18 protein-coding genes are annotated in these 20,402 nt (G+C 61.0%); 4 read left to right on the forward strand and 14 right to left on the reverse strand.

The genetic code is table 11. The annotated features are described in order from the left end of the window. Window positions 1-8 precede the first annotated feature (8 nt). From K7431_RS13090 to K7431_RS13100, 3 genes are read left to right on the forward strand one after another with little or no spacing between them, the layout of a single operon-like run. A complete protein-coding gene (locus K7431_RS13090) occupies window positions 9-2,186 on the forward strand; it encodes an FUSC family protein (RefSeq protein ID WP_043204810.1) in 2,178 nt (725 codons plus the stop codon). Then, entirely contained in the window at window positions 2,176-2,376 is a 201-nt protein-coding gene (locus tag K7431_RS13095) for a DUF1656 domain-containing protein (RefSeq protein WP_012722318.1), read from the forward strand. Before K7431_RS13090 ends, K7431_RS13095 begins: the two co-directional genes overlap by 11 nt. 10 nt (window positions 2,377-2,386) lie before the next feature. After that, window positions 2,387-3,250: an efflux RND transporter periplasmic adaptor subunit gene (locus tag K7431_RS13100; RefSeq protein ID WP_012722319.1), complete on the forward strand. Its 864-nt coding sequence runs from the start codon at window positions 2,387-2,389 to the stop codon at window positions 3,248-3,250. Here the strand turns inward: K7431_RS13100 and K7431_RS13105 are convergent. The 4 genes from K7431_RS13105 to K7431_RS13120 all read right to left on the reverse strand — a co-directional run bounded on the left by K7431_RS13105 (window position 3,210) and on the right by K7431_RS13120 (window position 5,440). Further along, window positions 3,210-3,557, reverse strand: coding sequence for a hypothetical protein (locus tag K7431_RS13105; protein WP_370636084.1), 348 nt, complete (start codon window positions 3,555-3,557; stop codon window positions 3,210-3,212). The two genes, K7431_RS13100 and K7431_RS13105, sit on opposite strands and share 41 nt — an antisense overlap. A 105-nt stretch (window positions 3,558-3,662) precedes the next feature. Further along, window positions 3,663-4,064 carry a hypothetical protein gene (locus tag K7431_RS13110; RefSeq protein ID WP_012722320.1) on the reverse strand — a complete coding sequence of 134 codons (402 nt, stop codon included), beginning with the start codon at window positions 4,062-4,064 and terminating at the stop codon, window positions 3,663-3,665. Window positions 4,065-4,148: 84 nt separating this feature from the next. Continuing rightward, window positions 4,149-4,961, reverse strand: a complete 813-nt coding sequence (locus tag K7431_RS13115) for an SDR family oxidoreductase (protein WP_012722321.1) — start codon at window positions 4,959-4,961, stop codon at window positions 4,149-4,151. A gap of 14 nt (window positions 4,962-4,975) precedes the next feature. Beyond that, on the reverse strand, window positions 4,976-5,440 hold the full coding sequence (locus tag K7431_RS13120; RefSeq protein ID WP_012722322.1) for a hypothetical protein: 465 nt from the start codon (window positions 5,438-5,440) through the stop codon (window positions 4,976-4,978). A gap of 177 nt (window positions 5,441-5,617) precedes the next feature. On the opposite strand from K7431_RS13120, the gene K7431_RS13125 reads away from it, so the two are divergent. Then, the gene (locus K7431_RS13125) at window positions 5,618-6,031 is read left to right on the forward strand and encodes a hypothetical protein (RefSeq protein WP_012722323.1); all 414 of its coding nucleotides are present in this window, start codon (window positions 5,618-5,620) and stop codon (window positions 6,029-6,031) included. 819 nt (window positions 6,032-6,850) lie between these two features. Here K7431_RS13125 and K7431_RS13130 read toward each other — a convergent pair. From K7431_RS13130 to K7431_RS13175, 10 genes are all read right to left on the reverse strand, one after another. Further along, window positions 6,851-8,302 (reverse strand): mannose-1-phosphate guanylyltransferase/mannose-6-phosphate isomerase, encoded by a 1,452-nt coding sequence (locus K7431_RS13130; protein ID WP_012722325.1) that lies wholly within the window; start codon window positions 8,300-8,302, stop codon window positions 6,851-6,853. Window positions 8,303-8,473: 171 nt separating this feature from the next. Beyond that, window positions 8,474-9,127 (reverse strand): alginate O-acetyltransferase AlgF, encoded by a 654-nt coding sequence (locus K7431_RS13135; protein WP_012722326.1) that lies wholly within the window; start codon window positions 9,125-9,127, stop codon window positions 8,474-8,476. A gap of 16 nt (window positions 9,128-9,143) precedes the next feature. Beyond that, window positions 9,144-10,328: an alginate O-acetyltransferase gene (locus K7431_RS13140; protein ID WP_012722327.1), complete on the reverse strand. Its 1,185-nt coding sequence runs from the start codon at window positions 10,326-10,328 to the stop codon at window positions 9,144-9,146. A gap of 11 nt (window positions 10,329-10,339) precedes the next feature. Then, window positions 10,340-11,872: an MBOAT family O-acyltransferase gene (locus K7431_RS13145; protein ID WP_012722328.1), complete on the reverse strand. Its 1,533-nt coding sequence runs from the start codon at window positions 11,870-11,872 to the stop codon at window positions 10,340-10,342. A 155-nt stretch (window positions 11,873-12,027) separates the two neighbouring features. Next, a complete protein-coding gene (locus K7431_RS13150; RefSeq protein ID WP_085983627.1) occupies window positions 12,028-13,137 on the reverse strand; it encodes a mannuronate-specific alginate lyase in 1,110 nt (369 codons plus the stop codon). Between the two features lie 8 nt (window positions 13,138-13,145). Beyond that, window positions 13,146-14,594 carry an alginate O-acetyltransferase gene (locus K7431_RS13155; RefSeq protein ID WP_043206137.1) on the reverse strand — a complete coding sequence of 483 codons (1,449 nt, stop codon included), beginning with the start codon at window positions 14,592-14,594 and terminating at the stop codon, window positions 13,146-13,148. Window positions 14,595-14,605: 11 nt separating this feature from the next. Continuing rightward, window positions 14,606-16,195: a mannuronan 5-epimerase AlgG gene (gene algG, locus K7431_RS13160; protein ID WP_012722331.1), complete on the reverse strand. Its 1,590-nt coding sequence runs from the start codon at window positions 16,193-16,195 to the stop codon at window positions 14,606-14,608. After that, window positions 16,195-17,682: an alginate export family protein gene (locus K7431_RS13165; protein WP_012722332.1), complete on the reverse strand. Its 1,488-nt coding sequence runs from the start codon at window positions 17,680-17,682 to the stop codon at window positions 16,195-16,197. Before K7431_RS13165 ends, algG begins: the two co-directional genes overlap by 1 nt. After that, a complete protein-coding gene (algK, locus tag K7431_RS13170; RefSeq protein ID WP_173390378.1) occupies window positions 17,679-19,220 on the reverse strand; it encodes an alginate biosynthesis TPR repeat lipoprotein AlgK in 1,542 nt (513 codons plus the stop codon). The genes K7431_RS13165 and algK overlap by 4 nt, the downstream gene beginning before the upstream one ends. An 8-nt stretch (window positions 19,221-19,228) precedes the next feature. Beyond that, window positions 19,229-20,395 (reverse strand): alginate biosynthesis protein Alg44, encoded by a 1,167-nt coding sequence (locus K7431_RS13175; protein ID WP_012722334.1) that lies wholly within the window; start codon window positions 20,393-20,395, stop codon window positions 19,229-19,231. Window positions 20,396-20,402: the final 7 nt, after the last annotated feature.

Raw genomic sequence — 20,402 nt, forward strand, 5'->3', positions numbered from 1 at the left:
AGGATTTGATGACTTCCTTGCCTGCACCGCTGCGCTGGCTGCATTCCCTTGAGTGGCGCCGTGGTTTTTTCGACTGGGCACGCAGCGACGGCGTGACCTGGGTGTATATCTTTAAGGTGCTGGTCGCTGCCTTCCTCACGCTGTGGTTGGCCATGCGCCTGGAACTGCCGCAACCGCGCACGGCGATGATCACGGTGTTTATCGTGATGCAACCGCAGAGCGGCCAGGTGTTTGCCAAGAGCTTCTATCGTTTCCTCGGCACCTTGGCGGGGTCGGCGGTGATGGTGCTGTTGATTGCCTTGTTTGCGCAGAACACCGAGTTGTTCCTTGGCGCGCTGGCGATCTGGGTCGGCATCTGCACCGCCGGCGCGACGCGCAACCGCAACTTCCGCGCCTATGGCTTCGTGCTGGCCGGCTATACCGCGGCGATGGTCGGCCTGCCGGCCCTGGCGCATCCGGATGGCGCCTTTATGGCGGCGGTGTGGCGGGTGCTGGAAATCTCCTTGGGGATTCTGTGCGCCACCCTGGTCAGCGCCGCGATCCTGCCGCAAACCAGCAGCGCTGCGATGCGCAACGCCTTGTACCAACGCTTTGGCGTGTTCGCGCTGTTCGTCACCGATGGCCTGCGCGGGCGCAGCCAGCGTGAAGGGTTCGAGGCGAGCAACGTGCGCTTTATCGCCGAAGCCGTGGGCCTGGAAGGGCTGCGCAGTGTCACGGTGTTTGAAGACCCGCATATGCGTCGGCGCAATGGTCGGCTCAGTCGCCTCAACAGCGAATTCATGAGCATCACCACGCGCTTCAATGCCTTGCACCAGTTGCTTGAACGGTTGCGCACGGACGAGGCGGACCATGTGGTGGCGGCGATCAAACCCGGCCTGCAAGACCTTGCCGAAGTGCTCGACGGCTTTTCCGGTCGCGCGCTCACCAGCCCCGACGCGGCGCGCCTGGTCAACGCGCTGAGCGCCTACAAGGATGGTCTGCCGGCCAAGGTCCGCAGCCTGCGTGCGGCCTTCCAGGAAGCAGATCCCACCGAAGCCGAGCAACTGGATTTCCACACGGCCTACGAACTGCTGTATCGCTTCGTCGATGACCTGCACAACTACGCGCAAACCCACGCTTCCCTGGCCGACCACAGCCATGCGCGCGAGCAGTGGGACGAAACCTTTATCCCCAAAACCAACTGGCTGGCCTGCGCCGCCTCGGGGATTCGCGCGTCTTTCATCCTGATCGTGCTCGGCAGTTATTGGGTGGCCACCGCCTGGCCCAGCGGCGCGACCATGACCTTGATCGCCGCCGCGACTGTCGGCCTGTCCGCTGCGACGCCCAACCCCAAGCGCATGGCCTTCCAGATGGCCTGCGGCACCTTGATCGGCGCGCTGGTGGGCTTTATCGAAATGTTCTTCGTGTTCCCCTGGATCGACGGCTTCCCGCTGCTGTGCGTGATGCTCGCCCCGGTGATCATCTGTGGCGCGTTCCTCGCCTCGCGGCCGCAATACGCGGGTGTCGGCGTCGGCCTGCTGATCTTTTTCAGCACCGGTTCGGTGCCGGACAACCTCACGGTCTACAACCCCTACACCTTTATCAACGACTACATCGCCATGGTCATCGGCATGCTGGTGTGCGCGGCGGCGGGTGCGATCATCCTGCCGCCCAACAGCCGCTGGCTGTGGCGCCGGTTGGAGCAGGACCTGCGTGAGCAGGTGGTGTATGCGATCAGCGGCAAGCTCAAGGGCCTGGCTTCAAGTTTTGAAAGCCGCACCCGCGACCTGCTGCACCAGGCCTACGGCCTCGCGGTCGGCCAGCCGCAGGTACAGCGCGACTTGCTGCGTTGGATGTTTGTGGTGCTGGAAGTCGGCCACGCGATCATCGAGCTGCGCAAGGAGCAGGCGATTTTGCCGGTGCACCCGGCGTACGCCGAATCCCAGCCCTGGCGCCAGGCGATCCGGGTGATGGGCCGTTCGCTGGTGCGGCTATTCCTGCAACCCAGCGCCAGCAACCTGGAGCGTGGCTTGATTGCCGTCGACCATGCGATCAGCCGCGTGCAGGCCACCGACGAACCTTTCGCCCCGCACTTCGACACCTCGGCGCTGCGCCGGGTGAAGAGTTACCTGCACTTTATCCGCACCTCGTTGCTCGACCCGCAATCACCCCTGGCGGCCCTCAAAGGAGCCACGCATGCCTCGTGAAATCGCCTTCCACGGCGTCTACATGCCGACCATGACCCTGATGTTTTTGATCGCCGCCGTCCTGGCCTGGGCCCTGGACCGCTTCCTGGCCGGGTTCGACCTGTACCGTTTTTTCTGGCACCCGGCGTTGCTGCGCCTGAGCCTGTTCGTTTGCCTGTTCGGCGCCCTGGCGCTGACCGTTTACCGTTGAGAATGCCCCGATGAAAAAGTTTTTCAGCCTGCTCGCGACCTTACTGGTACTCGCCTTGGCGATCTGGATTGGCCGCACGTTGTGGGTGCACTACATGGAAACGCCCTGGACCCGCGACGGCCGCGTACGCGCCGACATCATCAACGTAGCCGCCGACGTCACCGGCGAAGTGGTCGACGTGCCGGTACGCGATAACCAACGGGTGAAAAAGGGCGACCTGCTGATGCAGATCGACCCTGAGCACTACCGCATCGCCGTCAAGCAGGCGCAATCCCTCGTGGCCTCCCGCAAAGCCACCTGGGAAATGCGCAAGGTCAACGCCCACCGACGTGCTGACCTTGATGCGCTGGTGATCTCCAAGGAAAACCGCGACGACGCCAGTAATATCGCCGACTCGGCGCTGGCGGATTATCAGCACGCGCTGGCGCAATTGGAGGCGGCCGAACTCAACTTGAAACGCACGCAGGTGGTGGCAGCGGTGGATGGTTATGTCACCAACCTCAACGTGCATCGAGGCGACTACGCACGTATCGGCGAAGCCAAGATGGCGGTGGTGGACATGAACTCATTCTGGGTTTACGGCTTTTTCGAAGAAACCAAATTGCCCCATGTGAAAGTCGGTGACCCAGCCGATATGCAGTTGATGAGCGGCGAGACGCTGAAGGGCCACGTAGAAAGCATCGCGCGCGGTATCTACGACCGCGACAACCCCGAGAGCCGCGAGCTGATCGCCGATGTGAACCCGACCTTCAACTGGGTGCGCCTGGCCCAGCGGGTGCCGGTGCGGATTCACATTGATGCGGTGCCGGAGGGCGTGTTGTTGGCGGCGGGCATTACCTGCACCGTGATTGTGCGGGAGTTGTCGGAAGATTGAGGTTGGTTACTGGAATAGCGTTTTGGCTCTGGCTTTGCGACGGCGTTTGACCCGCAAGATACTGACGTATCGGCCCCGCCATCTCCCGCAGAATCACCCGCTTGGGCTTGATGCTGCACAGCGGCACAAACTCACGTAGCACCGTCACCTGATAATCACTGCCGATGTGCACCACACCGGCCCCGACGATGGCCGGGTCGGCGTCAATGGTTCGATAGAGCTTGGGCAGGTCCAGCAGACGGGTCAGTCGCTGGCGAGTCGTGGTGTGCGAATCCGGCACACCGCTTCGCAGGAAATCGCTTGGCATCCTTTCACCTGTGAGTAGACAGAGGTGAAAGAGCCTGCGGATAGTTTCCTTGGCGTGATGTCAGGCCGTTCGCTGTTTTAGGTAGGAACCGGCCTGATGGTTATTTCATGGCGCGATAAACGTCTCATGCAGGTGGCGCCACAGCAGTGCGCCGCTGGCCTGCTTCTCAAAGATCACCGTGGCGCGGCGGTCCGTCCGGGTGCCGCTGTCGTCGATCTGATGCTCGCGGTAAGTCACCGTGGCGCCACGCGCATGTCGGTCAATTCCCGTCATTTCGCTCAAGGTGATTTTCAACCCCGGGCGCATGCCACCCAAACGCGTGAACAGCGCATTCAGCCCGGCCGCATTGACCCGTGTGCCGGTAGCGGGAGCGATCATGCTGAACGCCGGCGAGAAACGCGCAAGCAGGTTTTGCAAGGTGCCTTCGGGTGCAACGCCGGCAAACCATTGCTCGATCTCGACGTGGGTCTGGATCACTTCTTCAAAAAAATCGCTGTAGTCAATCATCAGTGAGGCTCGCTGGCAGGGGTATGGCAGAGGCTTGGTATTTGCCGCTGAAAGTGCAGGGGGGTTATTGACTGGAATGAAGGGTTAGAGCGAACCGGTCAGCCCAAAGCGTTTCTTCAACACCTTCTCCAACAACCCCTTGGGCAACAATGCCGCCATCAATGGCAACGCCCGACTGCCATTGCCCGAACGTAGCAGGCGCGGCGCCTGAGGTTGCTGGACGGCCTTGAGCACATCCGCTGCAAACACGCTGGCCGGGGTCGGCTTGTCTTGAGAGGCCTGGCTGCGCGCACGAATGCCGTCGCGCAACGGCCACCACGGCGATTGTTCATTGATCAACAGTTCGGCCTGGGCGCCGGCGTTTTTGGCGAAGTGGGTGTTGATGGCGCCGGGTTGCACTTCCATGACGCTCACGCCAAAGGGCGCCAGTTCCATGCGCAATGCATCGCTCAACGCATGCACAGCGGCTTTGGAGGCGCAGTACGCGCCAGCAAATGGCGTAACCAGCACGCCGGAAACGCTGCCGATGTTGACCACCAACCCTTTGTTGCGACGCAGGGCAGGGAACAGCGCCTGGGTCACGCCGACGATGGAAAACACATTGGTCTCGAATTGGCGCTGCATCGCCTCGGTGCCGCCGTCCAGCAACGGCCCCATGGCGCCATAGCCGGCGTTGTTGACCAGCACATCCAGTTCGCCCAGTTGTTCGGCGAGCCGTTGCAGGGCGGCGCTGTCGTTGACGTCCAATTGCACGGCGTTAAAGCCTGCGGCGGACAAACCGGCGACATCTTCCGCGCGGCGAGCGCTGGCCCACACGTCGTAGCCGGCGGTCTTGAAGGCATCGGCGAGGGCGCGGCCGATACCGCTGGAGCAACCGGTGATGAGTACGTTGGGCATGGGTCAGTCCTTTGTCAGTCCGAGAAACTGCCTTGCAGGTGCTCGGCACGAAATTCCAGGGTTTGCGGGCGGTAGCCGGGGCGTAAAGGCGGTGTGGGCAGGCAGTCGTCCCAGGTGGCGCCGGCCTGCAACTCACCTGGGCCGCGGTAGCGTGGGGCAGCGTAGACGTTGTCGGCGAGGTTGACTGTGTCGCCCGGCGCATAGGCGGCGACGCGCCAACGCAGCTCGGTGAGGGGCACGTCGTTGCCGTTGTTCAGGGTCAGTTTGAGTGGGCGGTCGGCCGGGCATTCTTCTGGGGCGTAGGTGATGCGCAGTTCCAGGCGGGCCAGTTGTGAGGCTTCGCGGTTATCCAGCCACACCACCCAGATCGCTATGAGCCCGAGGCCGACAGCGGCGGCCAGCGACACGGGCAAGGCTCTGGCCGGGTAGCGCAGTAGCAGGATCAGCCAAGTGATGATCAGTAGAACGCCAAAGAACATGGTGACAGTCTCATATGCGGATAAAACATCCTACTCGCGCGATGGCCTGGATGCCTATCGCAGGATCGGTTTTCCTTTATGAGGAACCTAACAACGCGTTTTTTCCACAGAGCCAACATAGGGAAATACGGTTTATCCAGGACGATATCAACGCAGTCTGATCAAGTGAGATGAATAATGACTATCGCAGCCCTTCTTGCGCCCGCGGTCACCTCAGCCCTCGCCTCGGTGGTGACCTCTCTCATCACTGCTCAGCGAGCACCAACGCCGAACGATGCTGGCGCGTCCACACACAAGAACGTAGAACCGAGTTCACGTCCGCCTGGCCGGATGCAGAATCACAAGCTTACAAACCTGGGGCAGACCCTGTTGCAAGCGCCTTCAACGGAACTACGCGATAGCGGTATGACTGCCAAGCATGCCAAGGGGTTTGGTATTGCCATGGGCGGCATGGCAGCCCAGGAGGCTGGGCAAAAAATGGCTTCCGGTGGTGGCTCTCTTTCTAAAGCCTTGGGCATAGCCATGGTGGTGGGGGGTAAAGTTGCCCAGTCGTACGGTGCGGATAAATTTGATAAAGCCGGAGCTCATTAACGGTGCTTCATAAAGCCTGCAAGGTCATCCCGTGAAAAGGACAGGTCTGCGGTGTTGCTGCGCAATGGTCTCCAACGGGATATTGCCTGAATTGCGCAGAGAATGCCGCCGAACCTGATCCTGCAGGGCAGGTGTTTATTTCCTTCATACAGGAACCGGTTTGGAATATTTTCCCACAGAGTTTGAGCATGGAAACGCACGCTGAACTATGAAGGAATCCGACCGTATTCTTATGAAGTGAGATGCCCTATGACGGTTTCAAATACCCTTGCCCCTACGCAGACTGCTTTCGTAGCACCCGCCTCCGCACCTGCGCCTACCGCGCAAGTATCCATCAACCCAGCGCAATACGAAGGAGGCGCCGCGTCGTCTTTGCCCCGCATGCAAGGTATGGGGCTCACGAACTTGCGGCAAACGCTGATGCAGGGTGTCAGCAACCACGTCAGTGCGCGCATGCCTACCGCGCTTAATATCAAACCTGAGGACAAGGAAAAGACGAAAGGGGCTGTTATCACCCTGGGCGGTTCAATGGCGCAGGGCATCGGAAAGAGGCTGGTCAACAGCGGTGGCGTTACCGGGAAGCTATTGGGCGGGGCCTTGGTCTGGGGAGGCAGGGCGGCTGAGGAGATTGGCAAGGACAGATACAGTAGCGCGGGCTCAAGCAGCAACAGTAGCGGTACTTATAACGCCTACTCCCCGTCGGCCTGGGGGGCCCCGTCGACGTCAAAGTAAGCGGGCGTTGAAGTAAAAAAGCCCCCACCCAACCCACTGCGGATAGGGGACGCAATGGGCTGGGTGAGGGCTTCTTGTACGACTGTTTTACTGCGCGATAGTTTTCACCGAAACGCCACGTTCAACCGGTGTCGAGCGACCGTAGATATCTTCAAAGCGTTCGATATCGTCTTCGCCCAAATAACTACCCGATTGCACTTCGATGATCTCCAACGGGATCTTGCCCGGGTTGCGCAAGCGATGCACCGAGGCGATCGGGATGTAGGTGGACTGGTTCTCCGTGAGCAGGAACACGTTCTCGTCACAGGTGACTTCGGCCGTGCCGCTGACCACGATCCAGTGTTCGGCGCGGTGGTGGTGCATCTGCAGGGACAAGCAGGCGCCCGGCTTGACCGAGATGTGCTTGACCTGGAAACGCCCGCCCATGTCCACCGAGTCGTAGGAGCCCCACGGACGATAGACTTCACAGTGGTTCTGGGTTTCGCTGCGGCCCTGGTCGTTGAGGGTCGAGACCATCTGCTTGACGCCCTGGACCTTGTCCTTGTGGGCAATCATCATCGCGTCTTTGGTTTCCACCACCACGATGTTGTCCAGGCCGATCACCGACACCAGTTTGCCGTTGCCGTGGATCATGCAGTTGCGGCTGTCCTGGATGACCACGTCCCCTTTGCTGACGTTACCGTGGATGTCCTTGTCGTTGACGGCCCACAGCGAGGCCCAGCAACCCACGTCGCTCCAACCGGCACTCAGCGGCACCACGCAGGCACGCTGGGTTTTTTCCATCACGGCGTAGTCGATGGAGTTGTCCGGGCAGCAAGCGAAGGTGGCATCGTCCAACGTCACGGTGTCGGCGGTCTGTTCACTGCGCTCCAGGGTCAGCACGCAGGTGTCGTAGATGTCCGGATCGTGCTTTTTCAGCTCTTCGAGGAAGCGGCTGGCGCGGAACAGGAACATGCCGCTGTTCCAGAAATAACCGCCGCTTTTGACGAACTCGACGGCGCGTTTTTCATCCGGCTTTTCCACGAACTGCTGCACGCGGCTCACGCCTTCCGGCAGCAGCGAATCGTTGGTGGACTTGATGTAGCCATAACCGGTTTCCGGACGGGTCGCCGGCACGCCGAACAACACCATCTCGCCGCGTTCAGCGGCCACGGTGGCCAGGGCCAGGGCGCGTTGCAGGGCTTTCTGGTCGTCGATCACGTGGTCGGCCGGCAGCACCAGCATCAGCTCGTCGCGGCCTTCATTGACCAGCATCATTGCCGTCAGGGCCACGGCCGGCGCGGTGTTGCGCCCGAAGGGTTCCATAAGGATGCGTTGGCATTCCAGTTTACGGTTGGCCAATTGCTCGTTGACGATAAAACGGTGGTCCTTGTTGCAGACCACGATCGGGGTGTCCATGCCTTCGAACACCAGACGTTCCAGGGTTTGCTGGAACAGCGTGTGCTCGCCGGTCAGGGCCAGGAATTGTTTCGGGAACTGTTTACGCGAAAGCGGCCAAAGACGTGAGCCGCTACCACCGGAGAGGATTACTGGGATCATGTGTTTCTCCTTGAATCAATTTGGGTCAGAGCTACGAAGGTTTGTCGTTTCACTCTTGTTTTTGTCTCGGTCCTTGTGGGAGCCGGCTTGCCTGCGATGCAGGCGACTCGGTCTGTCAGTGACACCGAGGTGATGCCATCGCGGGCAAGCCCGGCTCCCACAGGAAAATAGTTAGCGGGTCGATACCGGGCGTTTTACCCAGACTGGCGAAATGCTCGAACCCGAACCGGTCACGTACAGCACCGCGGCCTCACCGCGTTCCAGGGCCACCGGCTTCACGTCGCCGACTTTTTTGTCGCCGTCATACAGTGCCAGGCTCACCTTCACCGGGTTGATCTCGCGCTCGCCACGGCCTTTGGCAGCCACCGACTTGACCACGTCGGTCTTGCCGTCAGCGGTTTTCAGGGTCAGGGCCTTGTCGCTGAGGTTCTGCACGCGCACCAGGGATTTCTGCTTGTTCTTGAACGGTGGTTCTTCGATCAGCTGAGGCTGGCCGCTGCTGTTGTTGACCAAGGTGTAGTAGTGATCGGCGGCGAGTTTGACCGGCACGGTCTGGCTGCCGATCTTGGCGCTGTAGTCACCACCCGGCATGAAGCTGAAGTCGCTGCTGGCCAGCGGGGCCACTTCACTGAGGTTGGTGCTGCCAACCGTCGCGCTGACTTCCTGGTTGGAGGCGTTGTAGACGCGCACGAAGCTTGAGCCTTTCGGTGCGACAGGGCCGTACAAGGCAGCGTCACCGGCGAAGGCGGACAGGGATACCACGCTCATACCGGCAGCCAGGGCCAGAGTCTTAGCGAGACGACGCGGAGTAGTAGTGAAAGTCATGTGAGTTACCTCTCTTTCAGTTTTGCGCCCGGTCGGGCGTCTCGGATTTTTGATGGTTAACGGGTGTATTCAGTGCCATGTTCTGTTGGCGCGAACCGGCTTGTTTAAGCTGCGCAACCCACGAGGGGTCGGCATCACCGATTTCGTTGTTCACGGGCAGATAACGTTCAGGAAACTCCCAGATCAGCACCTGAGGCGGGTTGTTCTTGAAGTCATCGCTTTTGAGGTAGCTGAGCATCGGCAGGATCGGGCCATGGCCGTCTTCGGCGTAGCTGATCACGTCGCTGCCTAGGGCTTGCTTGAGGGCGCCGACGAAGTTCCAGTTAGGGTTGGCGCTGTAGCTGGTGCCCACCAGTGCCACTGGGGTTTCGCTGTCGCTGAACAGCGCGTCGTCGCCTTTGGTTTCGGCCAGGTGCGTCACGCGTTTTTCCAGCGGCTCTTTAGGCGGCATCAGGTTTTCGAACAGCGGGTCCAGCGGCAGGAATAGACGCAGGTCGCCTTTGTGCGGTTCGGTCTTCTCCGCTTCGGTGACAAAGCGCTGTGGCTCACCGTTGAGCGGCGTCTTGTCGGCGATGGTCTTGGCCAACTGCTTGGCGGCGATTTCAGCACCGTCCGGGGTCCAGTGAGTGTCGGTACGCAGGAACACTTGCTTGCCGCCGAGCTTGGCCTGTTGCAGCGGGCCGAGCAGGTCCGGGGCGATGATCTTGTCGGCAGCGACACGGGCATGGAAGTCCTGGTACAGGTTGGCGTGGATGCTGGCCGGTTTGACCTCACCCAAGTGTTCAGGGTACAGGCGCACCTTGGCCGGCACGATTGCCATCACCAGCTGAATGCCTTGGGCTTTGAGCTTCTGGCGTACGCCTTCGACCAGCGCGTAGTTGCCTTCAAGGTTCTGGTCTTCGTTGACGGCAGGGTTGAACTCCTCGTCGCTGTAGAGCCAGTGATCGCGGCCCAGCACCACGCCAGGGCGGCCTTCGTTGAACAGCTTGTAGTCCAGTGCCGCCCAGAGGTTGGTGCCCAATCGCTTGATCGGGAACTCCTCGTCGTAGTGGGTTTCGACGGCCTTGGTCCAGCGACCGTTGAGCACGGTCGCGTCGGCATTGGTGCTGAAGCCGAAGAAACTGCGCAGTGACCAGGCGCCCAGGGCTAGCAGCAGCACCAGGAACAGGCCGATATAGAGGACGCGCAATGATCGGGTCATGGTCGGCTCCCTCAAAATTGGAAGTAAAGGAACGGCGAGAAACTCTGCGCCGACAGTTTGAGAATCGACGCCACGAACAGCAGCAGCACTGCAGCGCGCATGGCGTAGCGTGGCCAGTCAGCGGTCCAGTAGGCCGGTTGCACGGCGGCATCCTGGCCAACGGTGAAGCCTGGCTCGTGGATGCTGCCGGGGTTGTCGCCCGGTACGGCCTTGATCAGGCTCGGATCGGCTGGTTTGGTTTTCTCGGCAGGGCGGTTGGTGTAGAAGTCGCGAAGGCCAAAGAACGCCAATGTTGCGTACGCCACCACCAGGGTTGCCACTTGCAGGCCGGTGAGGTTGGCGCGGTTGAGTTCCGAGAGCGACCACTCGCCAAAGCTGAACATTGCACCGTACATACGGCCGGCGACGTGCAGGTTTTCGGCGCGGAAGATCACCCAGCCCATCACCACCAGCAGGAAGGTAAAGGCCCAACGCACGGGGTTGAAGCTGCGCGGCGAGGTGTTGAGGCCGATGGCTTTTTCAATCGCCAGCCACATGCCATGCCAGGCGCCCCACACGATGTAAGTGATGTTCGCACCGTGCCACAGGCCACCGAGCAGCATGGTCAGGAACAGGTTGCGGTAAGTGGTCAGCGTGCCTTTACGGTTGCCGCCCAGGGTGATGTACAGGTAGTCACGCAGCCAGGTGGAAAGGCTGATGTGCCAGCGACGCCAGAACTCGGTGATCGACTGGCTGATGTACGGCTGCTTGAAGTTTTCCATGAAGCGGAAACCCATCATCAAGCCCAGGCCGATGGCCATGTCGCTGTAGCCGGAGAAGTCGAAGTACAGCTGCGCGGTATAGGCCAGCGCGCCCAACCAGGCATCGCCGGTCGTCGGGTTTTGCAGGGCGAAGCAATGGTCGGCCACCACCGCCAGGGTGTCGGCGATGAAGACCTTCTTGATGAAACCCTGCATGAACCGCGTGCAGCCCTCGGAGAACTTGTCGAGGGTGTGGGTGCGGTTGTTGAACTGGTCGGCCAGGTCGCGGAAACGCAACACCGGGCCGGCAATCAGGTGCGGGAAAATCGCCACGAACGCCGCAAAGTCGATCAGGTTGCGGGTCGCCGGGGTATCGCCACGGTACACGTCGATGATGTAGCTGATGGACTCGAAGATGTAGAACGAGATACCGATCGGCAACAGCACGTGGGTCAGGATGAACGGCTCAAGGCCCGCCGACTTCATCATCACGTTGATGCTGTCGACGCCGAAGTTGGCGTACTTGAAGTAGCCGAGGATGCACAGGTCGACCACCACGCCTAACAGCAGCCAGCGTTGAGCCGGCTTGGTGCGCACGCCGGCTGCACCGACTTTAAGGCCGATCCAGTAGTTCCACAGCGTCACAGCGGCGAACAGCGCCAGGAAGTCCACTCGCCACCAGGCGTAGAACACGTAGCTGGCCAACAGCAGCAGCAGGTTGCGATAGCGTTGCCCGCTCAAATAGTACAAGCCGAGAAAGATCGGCAAGAACAGAAACAGGAACACATTGGACGAGAAAACCATCCCGATCTCTCCATGTTTAACCAACAGTCAAGGGCCAGAGCCCCCCCAAACCCCCCACGAAAAGACGGGGAGGGCGGTACTACATTCCTACTGACGAAACCGACTCAAACTGTGGGAGGGGGCAAGCCCCCTCCCACATTTTTTACCGTGTTTCGTCAGGAACCTTTGTTGCCCTTTTCATGCGTCGGGTCGTAGACCTTGGTCAGGTCACCCCCGAGGCGGAAGGTCTTGAACGGCTGCATCCCGTGCTTGCGCTCGATCACATCCGGGGCGCAGGTGTAGAGGGTGCAGAAGGGCTCAAGCCAGGCGTATTTCATGTCTTCCTTGAGGTCTTTCATGTCCTGCTCTTTGCCGTTCTTCTTCTCGAAGATCTCCGGGTCTTTCACCCCGGCCAGCACTTTGTCGCCCAGGCGTTTGAGCGCGCTGTTGTTTTCCTGGCGCAGGTCCACACCGTTGACCAGGGCAAAACTGGCGATCATCGACAGCGGCGGCAGGGCGTAGTTGTGGTACGACAGCGCCCGTTGCTGACGCTTCAGCTCGTTCGGCAGGAAGCCCTGGTCATCGACCTGGTTCACGCCGACCTTGTATTCCTTGACGGCCCAATCAAACAGGTCGCGGCGGTTGGTGGCGACGGACGTTGCCATCACCGACCAGGCGGCCCAGTAGGAGTGGTTGTTGGTTTTTTCCAGCGGCAGGTTGTCCCAATCGCTCACCACCTGATCGGCCAGTTTGTTGAACCAGGCTTCGATCAGCTGCGATTCCTGCTGGTGGTTGGCCAGCGGGTGCGAGTCAGAGAACTTCAGGCGCACATAGGCCGAAGCCATGCTGCCCAGTGCCCATTTGCGCATGGATTTGCCGGTGTGGTTGAAGTCCTTGGACATCAACGCGTCGGCCTTGGCCCAGCTCGTAAGCCAATTCAAGGTGCATTCCAGCTGCTCCGGACGACCGTCGCGCATGAACTGCATCACGCGCTTGCTGGTGTCTTTTTCCAGCTTGGTGATGTCGGCGGTGCTGTCGCGAAAGGCTTTTTCGGATTGCACGTTCAGCGTGGAACGGGCCTTGTCCGAGCCTTCGTACTTGCTGCGAAATTGCAGCGAGCCGGTGTACGGCGGCGGCATGGCGTCGCAGTCATTCTTGAAGTCGCCGGTCTTGAACGCTTCCACCGGGGCGAAATACCCCTGGGGTGGACGCAGTGGCGCGGCGGCGTTGACTGAGCCGGCGAACATCGCCAGGCCCAGCAGCGTTGGAATCAATAACTTCTGCATAGGTAACCTCATTGCCCGGCAGCAGCGGTCTGTTGACCGCCCGCCGGGAATACGTTGCGTGTGCAAATTTTCGCTTCGACTTTCTGCGCGGCAGCGCCCGCTTCGGGGCCCTGCACTTCCACGGCCAGCAAGTTCTGCGAGGCCCAGTCTTCATCGGTGCGCAGTTCAAAGGCGAAACGCCCGTCTGTATCGGATGTTTCGGGTTTCTCGATCTTGATGTCCTCGTGGCGCCCGTTCATGTACCAGAGGGTGGCTTGCAAGGTTTTCACCGACGGATCGGCGAAGCGGATATCAACCTGATGGTTGGCGTTGCGCAGGTCTTTGTTCGAACTGTTAACCAGCAATTCGTTCTTGCCGGGTTTCAATGTGGTGCTGGCGCTCATCTGCGCGGTCTTGCCTTCGCAGCCGTTGTCCAGCAGCGCCATCATCTGGCGGTAGATGGTTTCCTGGTCGAGGCGATACAGCGGCGAGAATTCCCAGATGAGAATTTTCGGCGGGCTCTTCTGGAATTCGTCGCTGCCCAGGTACTGGATCATCGAACCTTCCAGGCCACCGCCAGGGAAGGCGACGTTGAGGATGTCGGCACCGATTTCCTCTTCCAGGAAGCCGGCGAAGTTGTAGTTCTTGCCACTGTGGCTGGTGCCGACCAAGGTGATCTGCGGGTTGCCCGAATCGCTGAACAGGTCGCCGTCGCCCGCTTCGCCCTTGGGCTCGGTGGTGAACTGGTCCATGTACTGGATCGCGTAGCTGGTACCGCAGAGTTGCCCGGCCATGTTGTGCAAGGTGCCGGTCTTGCCCATGCGCCCGGAGCGCTTGGTCTCGAATTCGCGCTTGGGAATCTCGGCGTACTCAGGCATTTGCTTAACCTTGGCCGCGACGATTTTCGCGGTGCGCTGGGCGCCGTACGGGGTCCAGTGCTGGTCGCCGCGGAAGTAGAAATCGTGGGCCGGCAATTCGTCCGGAAGCTGCTCGTTGGTCAACGGCGACAGGTCCGGCACCACGTAGCCCATCTTGGCGAAACGGCCAAGCATGGTCTTGTAGTTGCCCAACGCCTTGTCGAAATCGAACTTGGCCTTTTCTTCCGGGTTGAGTTTGTTGCGGTTCACCAGGCCACGGGTCGGCTGGTAGACCACCACCAGTTCCACGCCCTTGGCCTTGAACGCATCGTGCAACTGCTGCATGCGCTTATAGCCGGACGGGGTGGTGTCGAATTCGGTGCGCAGGTCTTCCTGGGTACGGAAAAGCCAGTCGCCCTGGGCCTGTACCAGGGTGGTGAAGTTCTGCTGGTAACGCGTGGTGTAGTTCTTCGCGTCGTGGGCGGCCGGGCACAGGCTGCAACACGGTTCGGCGGTGAAGGTCGGCGCCTTGATTTCGTCGGCGCGCACGCCCTGGCTGGCCGCGAGCAGGCCGAGGGTCAGACCCGAGAGGCTCAGCAATTTGATCATGTGTGGGTGCATAAGGGTCATCCTCAGTCCTGCAATTCGGTCTGGCGTTCGACAGGGTCGATCAGCACGGCTTTCTGCTGGCGCACCAACAGGTCGAGAATCTCTTCCTGGCGATCGCCCAGCACGCCGTTGAAGCTGATGCCGCTGGATTTGGTCGGCGCCAGCATCGACACGCGGTACAACTCGACACTCAACGGCGAGTCGATGGACAACGGCCCGCTGCCGTTACCCGCCAGTTCACCGCCGACCACGATCAGCGAGACCTTGGCGTCGAACGGGTCGAGGGCGATGTCGCGGTCGGTGTCGGTCAAGTCCTTGATGTGGCCGTAGAGGCCGGTCAGGCCGTTGGCCATCGATGTGTTTTCGTACAGCTTGATGTTGACGCTGTTACGCACGCGGATACCGTGGCGACGGTTGGCAATCACCTTGTTGCCCCACAGCAGGTTGTCGCCGCTCTCATAGAGCGTGATGCCGTCGGTGTGGTTGCGGTAAAACTCGTTGTCGGCGACGAAGTTGTTGACGCTGTTACGGTCGAGTACCAGGCCCGACAGCTTGTTGTCGTAGCTGCGGTTATTGAAGATGAAGCTGTCGTTCACTTCCCGGGAAATGATGATGCCGTGCTTCTTCTTGGTGCCGTAGACGGTGTTGTCCGCGATGATCAGGCCGTGGGAACGGTCGTGGGGGTCAATGCCGTAGACGATGTTGTCTTTGTAGGTATTGCCCTTGATCACAAAGCCTGTGGTCTCGTAGCAGTAGAAGCCGTACCACATGTCCGAGAACTCGGAGTCGATGATCCAGCCCGTCGGCTCAGGGCGCTTGAGCACCTTGGCCATGTTCGGCGTGTACTGGGAAATACTCACCCCGTACGACTTACTGTTGGCGTAGCCGAAACTGGCCATCTTGGTGTTGGAGATGTAGGTCTCGGTACCGCCCCAGGCCAGCAGGAACGGGCGGAATTCCTTGGGTGACTTGTACAGCGCCGGGCCGTTGGCCTTTTCGCTCCAGCCGGTGACTTTGGTGTCACGCACAAACAGCTGGCCGTCGTTGATCAGGAACGAACCGGCTTCCTGGGACAGGCGCAGCTCTTGGGTTTTCTTGTCGATTTCCAGGATGCCCTTGCGTCCGACCACGATCGGCAGCTTGGCCAGGAACACACCCGGCGAGGTTTCGCTCAGGTACTGCTTAGGCACTTTGCCGAGCAAGTCCTTGAGGTTCATGTAGCCGTCGTCGATGAAGATCGCCTGGGGAATGCCGTGCTGGCGCACCACCCATTCAGCCATCTTGTTGTCACCGCCGATGAAGTCCTTGAGGGCGTCTTCCTGCATCATGCGGCGGATGCTGATTTTGCCCGGCTTGGCGCGCACGATTTTCTTTTCCATCGCCGCGTCGGTGTAGCCCGACAGGTCGGGCAGGGCCGGCTTGGCCATTTCCAGCGGCGCGGTCGGCGGGCTGGAGATGGTGTAGGTCTTGGCCTGTTGCAGTTCTTTGGCGATGGTCGGCGCTTTAGCCTGCGGCGCGACATCGGCCATGGCAGCACCGCTTGCCAGCAGCATCGCTGCCGCCAGCATGGCCGAGCCTTTGAGGGCTTGAGGGTTCATTGCGCAGGCTCCCATCAGAATTTCCAGATCACGTCGACAAACGCGCGGTGCATGTACGAGTCGACCTGGCTGCCATAGGCATCACCCGGCTTGAACACACCCGCCCGGAAGCGCACCAGGGCCGACGGTTCGTCGATCGACTGGCTGAGCGCGGCCGGCAGCAGGCCTTTCTTGAAGTACTTGGTGACCACCAGGTCCATCTCCTGGCCCAGGTCTTTCTTGCCGTCTTCAAGCGGCAGGGAAGTGCTGGACAGGATCGCGCCGGTCACGTCGTCGGTATTGTTCTGCACGGCGTCGATACCGTTGCTGCCCACCGGCTTGTTGCCGTCGACACGCCAGAACTTGTGGTACACCAGGCTGGCGTCGTAGTCCTCGCGCAGCTGCCAGGAACCGAACAGGCTCATGGACTGCATGTTGTTCATCTCGCCGCGAAACGCTTCGCCGAAACGGTGCAGGCGGGATTGGGTGCCGGTGAAGTTCGAACGGTTGCTTTGCAGGCCGTTCTGCTCGTATTCGGCACTGGCGCGGGCGTAGGCCGCACCCACTTGCCATTGAGGGTCCAGACGCAAGCGGATACCCAGATCGGTAGCCCAGCCACTGACGTCATCGCTGCGCTTGGCCTCTGTCGGGCGGGTGCCGTCGGCGTTCAAGGCATTGACCGAATCGCGGTCGCCTCTCATGCCGGTGACGCTGGCCCAGTAATTGACCGTGTTGGTGTTGCGCCAGTTGTAGGCGTCGCTGTTGGCTTCGATGCCGAGCCAGGTCAGGTCGCCGTTCTCGCGTTTGTCCAGCGAGTCGGTGGGCACGCCGGGTTCCGGGAAGTCGAGCTTGCCGTTGTCATGGGTGTGGTGACCACGCAGGCCGATCCACTGGCCGGGCGTCCACTGGTAGGCGGCGTCAGCGTAGAGGTGCTGGCGATCCTTGTCCTTGGGCGACAGTTCCTTGAGGTCGGTGCGGTATTCGCTGAAGCGTTCAGCGACGCCGACATTGGCCTTGAGCAGGGTGGTGTCGAAGGTCCAGTTCAGCGCCTCGATGTTGGTGTCGCGCCATTGGCCGTCGTCATTGCGCAGGCGTTGGCGACCCAGCTTGAGGATCTCGCCGGGGTAGGGCGTGAAGCCGCTGTAGCCGACCCAGAATTCGCGCATGGCCAAGTAGTTTTTCTTGGTCTTGCGGTCGTCGTTGGTGGTCTGCTGGTTTTCGTCATCCGCCGATTGTTGCAGGGTGTCGGTCTCGATGATGTCGCTCGACACCACTGCCTGGCCCATGGCGTAGGCGCTCCACGCGCCGCTTTCGCCGTAGATCCACGGGCGCAGGTCGAGGCCGATGCCGTTGACGTCGCCGCCTTTCTGCGTGCCGAGGTCACGGTCATCTTCGGACTGTGCGGTGGCTTTGACTTCCAGGCCGAAGTTCTTCGCTTCGGTCAGTGCGGCCAGGGTCGGGCACGACCACAGCAAGGCGAAGGTCAGGCCGATGCCGGCTTTGACGAATGGGTTGAGCTTCATAGGGATTCCTCGCCGTCTTCTTCTTCCAGGGCGTGCAGTTGCAGCGTGCTCTGGGCCAGGGTGCCGCGGGTGGCCAGTTCCTGTTGCACCAGGCGTTGGCCTTGAGCGCGTTGCTCAGGCGTCAGCGGTGCTTCCAGCTGCGTGGCCAAGTCATTGGCCTCTGGCGTGTCCTGGGCTTTAGCCAATTGGCTGAAGACATAGGCATTCAATGGGTCGGGCTTGGTGCCCTTGCCTTGGGAAAACAACTGGGCGATGGCGAAGTCGGCGCTGTTCTGGCCGTTGCGCGCAGCGGTCAGCAAGTGATCCAGGGCTTTTTGCGAGTAGACCTGGCCCAAGTAGCCACGGCGGTAGATCTGGCCGAGGTAGTAATCGGCGGCCACTTCGCGGCCCACGGCTTTCTGGAAATGCGCTTCGGCCGCCTTGGCGTCCGCCGGCACCCACTTGCCTTCGTAGTAGAGCTTGCCCAGCAACAGTTCGGCGCGCGGCTGGTCGGCGGCGCGGCCGTTGTCCAGGTACTTCATCATCTGGTCGACGTCGCCCAATTCTGGGAAGTCGTAGAGCAGTTGCGCCAGGCTGACCCAGGAAGCCGGGTAGCCAGGGGCGATTTTTTCCAGCAGGGCCTGGGCGGTTTTCTCGTCAGGCTTGCCCAGGGAGGCGTCGCCCAACACACGGGCTACGCTGTCCACGCGTTGTGCGGTGACGGTGCCACGGCTGTAACCGGCTTCCATCTGCTTGAGCAGTTCGGCCTGTTTTTCGGGCTCGGCTTTTTTCTGGTAGACGGTGGCCAGCTCGACGTAGCAGATGTCGGTGGTGTTCAGCGCGGCTTTACAGATGCGCTCGACATCATCCAGATGCTGGTCGTAGGTGTCCTGGGTGCGATACAGCAGCACCTGCGCCAGGCCGGCTTCCGGGTAACCCGCGGCCTGCCATTTGCTGATCTGTTGCTGGGCATTCACGTTCGGAAAGCTGTGCGGGTATTGCAGGTACAGCATCGCCAGCGGGATTAGCGTGTTGCCTTCGCCATTGGCGAAGGCTTTTTTCAGCAGGCCTTCGGCTTCATGGTGTTCGGCTTCGGTGCTGCCTGGCTTGGCCACCAGAAGGCGACCGAGACGTGCCTGGGCGCGGGGCGAGGTGTCCGCCGCCGCACGGTAAGTGGCTTCAGCCTGTTTGATTTGCGCCGGATCGCGGGTGCCGACCTGGATATCGGCCAGGCCCACTTGGGCCTCGCTGTAACCCAGGTCTGCCAGTTGCTGGTAATTCTGCTGCGCGGTGACGGTGTCGCCACGCTTGAGCGCTTCATTGGCCAGGCGTTGGTCGGGCAGGCCGGCGCAACCGGCGAGGCTGACTGCGAGTGCCAGCAACGCTACTGAACCCAAGTGGCAACTGCTTTTGTGGCGAGGGAGCTTGCTCCCGCTGGGGTGCGTAGCGCCCCCAAAAGCCGGCTCCAGCTGCGCTGTCGAACGGGAGCAAGCGCCCTCGCCACAGCAAGCTCGCTCCCGCAGGGATTGCGGCGTGTTTGGGATAGTCATCACAGGCATGTCCTCGCTTACAGACCGTGGGCCATGGCTTTATCGATCAGCCAGTTCAGCGATGGGCCACGGTCGCTGATCACTTCGACCGGGCGGCCGGCGTAGGTGCTGTCCAGTGGTGCGTCAGGTTTGATCTGTACGCGGATGTCGGAGGACAGGTCGGCGCTGTTCAGGCTGGTGCTGCTGACGATGGTGCCGGTGCGCAGCTGTTCTTCGTCGGCCACCTGGAAGCTCACGGGTGTACCTGGGCGAACGTCAGCGAACTGACGGTAGGTGAAGCGTGCTTCAACATTGGCCTGGGCGCCGCGCGGCACCAGTTGGAAGATCACGTCGCCTTTGCTGGCGTACTGACCGTCGGCGACCAGTTGCTGGGCAACGATGCAGTCGCACGGCGACGTCAGGGTGCCAGTCATTTGCTTGCCGAACAGCTCCTCAACCTTGGCCGGTTGCAGTTGGTCTTCGTCCAAGTGGCCCTTGAGCACATCGAGCATGCTGGTGCTGAAGGTCGCCAGCGGCGCGCCTTTGGCGGCGATTGCGTCACCTTTGAGCAAGCTTTGCACGGTGCCGTCGCGCGGCATCGTTACGTTCATGCCGGGCACGCTCACCAGGCCAGCCTGTGCGTGGCTGACGAAATACATGCCATACACCGACTTGAAGACAAAGCCGAACGCCGCCAGGCCCACCAGGAAGATCGCCAGGCTGAACGTCACGGCGCGCAGGCGGCCGAAGGCGCTCATGTTGCTGCCGCTGTCCTTGACCTTGCGCGCCTTGGTGAAGTTGTCGCGCTGCAGGGTCGCCAGCACGTCGCCCATGGTCACGATGTCACCGGACAGGTGCGAAGTGATCAGGTGGCGCAGGGTGGAAATATCCTGGGCGTCGAGGTTCTGGAACTGGCAACCGGTGCGGCCGGTCTGGCGATCGTAGGAGCGAATCTGCAGCTCCACGTCCATCGCCAGGCCGAGGTTATCGATGACGAACTGCAGGCGACCCTTGTGCACTTCACCGATGGTCAGCGGTTGGGTGGCGGTGAACGCCAGGCCGCCGGCGGAGAGGTCGATCACCCGTGCTTCGGTCTGGGTGCGGTCAGTGTTGAAGAAGCGCAGCTTGGCCGGGATTTTGACACGGGCGTGCTGGCGCTGGGCTTCGGATTCGTGGACTACGTTGGCATTTACTGGACTGTTCATCAGGGCA

Origin of the sequence: Pseudomonas fluorescens group sp. (assembly GCF_020093335.1) — a bacterium.
GTDB classification, from domain to species: Bacteria; Pseudomonadota; Gammaproteobacteria; order Pseudomonadales; family Pseudomonadaceae; genus Aquipseudomonas; species Aquipseudomonas petroselini.